The organism is Brevundimonas sp., from assembly GCF_036402095.1.
Classification (GTDB): Bacteria; Pseudomonadota; Alphaproteobacteria; order Caulobacterales; family Caulobacteraceae; genus Brevundimonas.
Map to the genome: position 1 here is coordinate 1 of NZ_DASWTO010000043.1, position 5521 is coordinate 5521.

Below are 5521 nucleotides of genomic sequence, written 5' to 3' on the forward strand. Positions count from 1 at the left end.
CATCAGATAGCATTCGACCACCTCCGGCACGGTGGCGATGGCCGTTTCGAAGGCGGTGAGGGCGCTTTCCGCCTGCGACGACAGGGTCACGGTCACGAACACGCTGATCGGCAGGCCGACAGCCCGCTCGTTGATGATGGCCGCATAGCGGCTGATCACCTCCGCCGCCTCCAGCGCCCTCAGGCGGCGCAGGCAGGCGCTCTCCGACAGGTTCACCGTCCGCGCCAGATCGGCGTTGGTCATGCGCCCGTCGCCCTGCAGGGCGCGGATCATCCGGCGGTCGGTGTCGTCAAGCGCGACGGCGGAAACGGTCTTCAATCCACGGCTCCCTTCGCAGATTCTGCGACTGTACGGCGTTCAGGCGGCGAAAAGAACAGGAACCTGCGCCCGAACCGCCGCTAGATTGCCGCGCGAGGCGAGGCGGCCACAGAGCGCGCCCGCGAACCGTCGAAAGAGGAACCCCATGCGCGTCGGCGTCCCCAAGGAAATCAAGAAGAACGAGCACCGCATCGGCCTGACGCCGACCGCCGTGCGCGAATACGTGGCCCATGGCCACACCGTCTCGATCGAGACCGGCGCCGGTCTCGGCGCGGGCTTCACCGACGCCGACTACACCAGGGCCGGCGCGCAGATCGTCGCCGACGCCAGGACCATCTTCGCCGGCAACGACATGATCGTGAAGGTCAAGGAGCCGCAGAAGGTCGAGTGGGAGATGCTCCGCGAGGACCAGATCCTGTTCACCTACCTGCACCTCGCGCCGGACCCCGAGCAGACGAAGGGCCTGATGGCGTCGAAATGCGCCGCCATCGCCTATGAGACCGTCACCAACGCCCAGGGCGGCCTGCCGCTGCTGGCCCCGATGTCCGAGGTCGCCGGCCGCATCGCCGTCTTCTCGGCCGCCGAGACCCTGCTCAAGCACAACGGCGGCATGGGCCTGTTGTTCTGCGGCGTGCCGGGCGTGGCTCCGGCCCGCGTGCTGGTGCTGGGCGGCGGCGTCGTCGGCCTGAACGCGGCCCGCATGGCCATGGGCCTCGGCGCCGAGGTGGTCGTGCTGGAACGCTCCATCCCGCGCATGGCCTATATCGACGAGGTCACCAGCGGCCGCGTCATCACCCGCTATTCCTCGATCGGCGCGATCGAGGAGGAGATGGTCAAGGCCGACGTCATCATCGGCGCCGTGCTGGTCCCGGGCGCCGAGGCGCCCAAGCTGATCAAGCGCGAACACCTGAAGCAGATGAAGCCGGGCTCGGTGCTGGTCGACGTCGCCATCGACCAGGGCGGCTGTTTCGAGACCTCGAAGGCCACCACCCACGAGGATCCGACCTATGTCATCGACGGCGTGGTCCACTATTGCGTCGCCAACATGCCCGGCGCCGCGCCGCGCACCTCGTCCGAAGCCCTCAACAACGCGACCCTGCCGTTCGGCCTCGCCCTGGCCGACAAGGGCCTCGAGGCGCTGAAGCACAACCCGCACCTGGCGCGTGGCCTCAATGTGCTCAAGGGCGAGCTCACCTACCCGGCCGTGGCCGAGGCCCTCGGCCTGTCGTGGAGCGATCCGTTCGGGGTGTGGGCCAAGGGCTGAGAACGCTTCCCTCTTCCCTTGCGGGAGAGGGAGACCGCACACGGCGGCGCAGCCGTCGTCCTTGTGCGGTCGGGTGAGGGGTCTCGCACTGCATGCGGTGCGACCCCTCATCCGTCTCGCTTCGCGAGCCACCTTCTCCCGCAAGGGGAGAAGGACGGCGCGGTGCCTGTAATTCGCCGCGCTTTTCCTACATAAGCCCGCGATGAAGTTTCTCGACCAGGCCAAGATCTACATCCGCTCCGGCAACGGCGGCGCGGGCGCCGTCTCGTTCCGGCGCGAGAAATTCATTCCCAACGGCGGTCCGGACGGCGGCGACGGCGGCAACGGCGGCAACGTCTGGATCACCGCCGTCGAGGGGCTGAACACCCTGATCGACTACCGCTACCAGCAGCATTTCAAGGCCCAGACGGGCGTCCACGGCATGGGCCGGCAGATGCACGGGGCCAAGGGCGAGGACGTCATCCTCAAGGTCCCGGTCGGCACCCAGGTCCTCGACGAGGACAAGGAGACGGTGCTGCTCGACATGGACGTGGCCGGCAAGACCGAGCTGCTGCTCAAGGGCGGCAACGGCGGCTGGGGCAATGTCCGCTTCAAGGGGCCGTCGAACCAGGCCCCCGCCTACGCCAACCCCGGCCAGGAAGGTCAGGAGCGCTGGATCTGGCTGCGCCTGAAGCTGATCGCCGATGTCGGCCTCGCCGGCCTGCCCAACGCTGGCAAGTCGACCTTCCTCGCCGCCGCCTCGGCCGCCCGGCCCAAGATCGCCGACTATCCGTTCACGACGCTGGTCCCCAACCTCGGCGTAGTCGACCTGTCGGCCACCGAGCGCTTCGTCATCGCCGACATCCCCGGCCTGATCGAAGGGGCCCACGAGGGCGCCGGCATCGGCACCCGCTTCCTCGGACACGTCGAGCGTTCGGGCTGCCTGATCCACCTGATCGACGGCACACAGGACGACGTCGGCAAGGCGTACCGCATCATCCGCCACGAGCTCGAAGCCTACGGCGCCGGCCTCGCCGACAAGCCCGAGGTCCTGGCCCTCAACAAGATCGACGCCCTGACCCCCGAGGCGCGCGAGGAGAAGGCCGCCGAGCTGGAAGCCGTCGCCGGCAAGCGCCCCATGCTGGTCTCCGGCGTCTCCGGCGAGGGCGTCACCGAACTGCTCCGCGCCGCCTGGACCGAGGTGCGCCGCAACCGCGGCGAGGTCGCGCCCGCCGAAAGGGACGAAACCGTCGTCGAAACCCCGGGCGGCTGGGCGCCATAGGGGAACCGCCGGCGGCGGCGGCTTCTTTCCTGTCGAAAGGAGCCCCGCCATGAGCGATCAGAAGCCCATCCAGACCGAAGGCCGCGACGACAACGGCGCCATTCCGCTGGGGCGGCCCGACGCCTCGACCTCCGACGCCGCGGTGAAGCGCAACGCCGAACGGGTCCAGAAGAGCGCCGGCCCGGACGGCCCGGACGCCACCGAGGTCGGCGACACCTTCAAGAAGCAGCCGCACTGAGCGCAGGCGACACCCCGGGCCGGGCGTGTTAGCTCAGGTTTGAGCATAAGCCCCCGCGCGAGCCCGCCTTGCCCTTCTTCCACGCCGGCCCCGCCCCGCGAGCCTCCGGCCCCCGCCGGGGCGGCCTGCGCGACGGGCTCGACCTGCGGCCGGGCATGAAGGTCGGGCTGCTGGGCGGCTCGTTCAATCCGGCCCATGACGGCCACGCCCATGTGGCCGGGACGGCCCTGCGGCGGCTGGGTCTCGACCGCGTCGTCTGGCTGGTCTCGCCGCAGAATCCGCTCAAGGACCCCCGCGACAGCGCCCCGCTGCCCGCGCGGATGGCCTCGGCGCGGGCGGCCGCGGCCCGCGCCGCCCACGGCCCGGCCATGATCGTCTCCGACGTCGAGAGCCGCATCGGCACGCGCTGGACCGTCGACACCCTGCGCGCCCTGATCGCCCGCCACCCCGGCGTGCGCTTCGTCTGGCTGATGGGCTCGGACAATCTGGCGGATTTCCATCGCTGGCGCGGCTGGACCGACATCCTGCGGCTGGCGCCGGTGGCGGTGATCGCCCGCCCCGGTTCCGAGCTGGACAGCCGCACCGCCCCCGCCGCCGCCCGCTTCGCCGCCGCCCGCGTCCCGGCCTCGAAGGCCCGGCTGCTGCCCTGTCTCGAGGCGCCGGCCTGGACCTACCTCACGGCCCCGCTCAACCCCCGCTCCTCGACCGTCCTGAGAGCCCGCGCACGGGCCGGCGGGGGCGCGGCGCGGCGCAACGCGTGACGCCCCGGCCCGTTTGTGCTAGACTGTCCCTTTAGTAATCTCCCTGGAGCCTTCCGCTGACCCCCTCGCCCGCGCACGATGCGCAAGACAGCGCCGTTTCCAACACGGCGCACGAGATGGACCCCATCGCGCCCATCCATTCCGAAGACGGTCCCCCGGATAACGGTCACCAGGCTCCCCTTCCCGTCGGCTCCACCCCGCTGGAACAGGCCATCCTGTCGCGTCTCGACGAGGACAAGGCGCAGGACATCGTCCTGATCGACCTGAAGGGCAAGAGCCCCATGGCCGACACCATGATCGTCGCTTCCGGCCGGTCGCACCGCCACGTCGGCGCCCTCGCCGACCACCTGCAGCGCACGCTCAAGGAACAGGGCCTCGGCCGCGTCAAGGTCTCGGGCCTGCCGCACTGCGACTGGGTGCTGCTCGACGCCGGCGACGTCATCGTCCACCTGTTCCGGCCGGAAGTCCGCGCCTTCTACAACATCGAGAAGATCTGGTCGGTCGACAGCGGCCACCGCGTCGACGCCCGCGCCTGACCTGACCGCATGAAGCTGGCCGTCATCGCCATCGGCAGGCCGGGGCGCGGCCCCGAGGCGACGCTGGCGGCGGACTACGCCGAACGGGCCACCCTGGCCGGCCGCGCGCTCGGCCTCGGCCCCCTCGACCTGATCGACCTCGAAGCGCGCAAGCCCGGCAAGGCGGTCGAGGCCGAGCTGATCCTCAAGGCGGCCGAGGGCGCGCACCTGATCGCCTGCGACGAGCGCGGCAAGACCTTCTCCAGCCGCGCCTTCGCCGACCACATCGCCATGCTGCGCGACCGGGGCGAGCGCCGGCTGGCCTTCGCCATCGGCGGCGCCGACGGGCTCGACGACAGCGTCCGCGCCGCCGCCGCCTCGACCCTCGCCTTCGGCCCCCAGACCTGGCCCCACGCCCTCGCCCGGGCCATGCTGGCGGAACAGCTGTATCGCGCCGTGACCATCCTGGCCGGATCGCCCTATCATAGGGACTGATGCGCCCGGCCGCCCTCGCCCTGCTGTTCGTCCTGACCGCCCTGCCCGTCGCCGCCGCGGCGCCGCAGACGGCCGAGGTCGACCGTCTGCGGGCCGAGTTCCGCGACGAACAGGCCCGCGCCCGGCGGCTGCGCGCCGAAGCCGCCGACGCGGCCGCGGAAATCGCCCGCCTGGAACGCGAGCGGGCCGCGCTCGGGGCCGACGTCGCCGCGGGGGACCGGACCATCTCCGCCCAGCGGGCCCGCCTGAAGGAGCTGAGCGGGCGCGAGGCGGCGCTGGTCGCGCGGCTGTCGCTGGCGCGCGGGCGTCAGGCCCGGCTGCTGTCGGCGCTGCAGATGATGAGCCGCCGCCCGCCGCCGCCCCTGCTGGTGCCGGCCGACCAGGCCGTCGACACCGTCCGCGCCGCCATCCTGATGCAGGCCATGGCCCCGGAGCTCCAGGCGCGGGCCCGCGTGCTGGCGGACCAGCAGACGGAGATCACGCGCGTCCGCAGGCTGGCCGCCCTCAACAGCGAAGCCCTGTTCACCGCCGAGAGCGCCCAGGGCGACCGCCGCGCCCGGGCCGAGGCCCTCGCCGCCCGCCAGACGCGGCTGCGAGCCGTCCTGCGGGCCGAGGCCGAAACCGCCGAGCGGGCCGCGCGCGCCCTCGAGGCCCGATTGCTCGCGCTCG

7 protein-coding genes and 1 pseudogene are annotated in these 5521 nt (G+C 71.7%); 7 read left to right on the forward strand and 1 reads right to left on the reverse strand.

Going from position 1 to position 5521, the window contains the following annotated elements:
* On the reverse strand, positions 1 to 318 hold a 318-nt coding region (locus tag VGD32_RS03440), incomplete at its 3' end, for an Lrp/AsnC family transcriptional regulator (RefSeq protein WP_331030503.1).
* Between the two features lie 145 nt (positions 319 to 463).
* Between VGD32_RS03440 and ald the strand changes: the two genes are divergently transcribed.
* The 7 genes and pseudogenes from ald to VGD32_RS03475 all read left to right on the forward strand — a co-directional run.
* Positions 464 to 1582: an alanine dehydrogenase gene (gene ald / locus VGD32_RS03445; protein ID WP_331030504.1), complete on the forward strand. Its 1119-nt coding sequence runs from the start codon at positions 464 to 466 to the stop codon at positions 1580 to 1582.
* Between the two features lie 202 nt (positions 1583 to 1784).
* Positions 1785 to 2843, forward strand: coding sequence for a GTPase ObgE (gene obgE / locus VGD32_RS03450; protein WP_331030505.1), 1059 nt, complete (start codon positions 1785 to 1787; stop codon positions 2841 to 2843).
* A 49-nt stretch (positions 2844 to 2892) separates the two neighbouring features.
* Complete coding sequence (locus VGD32_RS03455) at positions 2893 to 3081, forward strand: hypothetical protein (RefSeq protein ID WP_331030506.1); 189 nt, start codon at positions 2893 to 2895, stop codon at positions 3079 to 3081.
* 68 nt (positions 3082 to 3149) lie between these two features.
* Entirely contained in the window at positions 3150 to 3842 is a 693-nt protein-coding gene (locus VGD32_RS03460; RefSeq protein ID WP_331030507.1) for a nicotinate-nucleotide adenylyltransferase, read from the forward strand.
* Positions 3843 to 3958: 116 nt separating this feature from the next.
* Positions 3959 to 4378, forward strand: a complete 420-nt coding sequence (gene rsfS, locus VGD32_RS03465; RefSeq protein ID WP_331030508.1) for a ribosome silencing factor — start codon at positions 3959 to 3961, stop codon at positions 4376 to 4378.
* 9 nt (positions 4379 to 4387) lie between these two features.
* Entirely contained in the window at positions 4388 to 4852 is a 465-nt protein-coding gene (gene rlmH / locus VGD32_RS03470) for a 23S rRNA (pseudouridine(1915)-N(3))-methyltransferase RlmH (RefSeq protein ID WP_331030509.1), read from the forward strand.
* Positions 4852 to 5521, forward strand: a pseudogene (locus VGD32_RS03475) (peptidase M23); the annotation flags it as partial. The gene rlmH and the pseudogene VGD32_RS03475, both read left to right, overlap by 1 nt.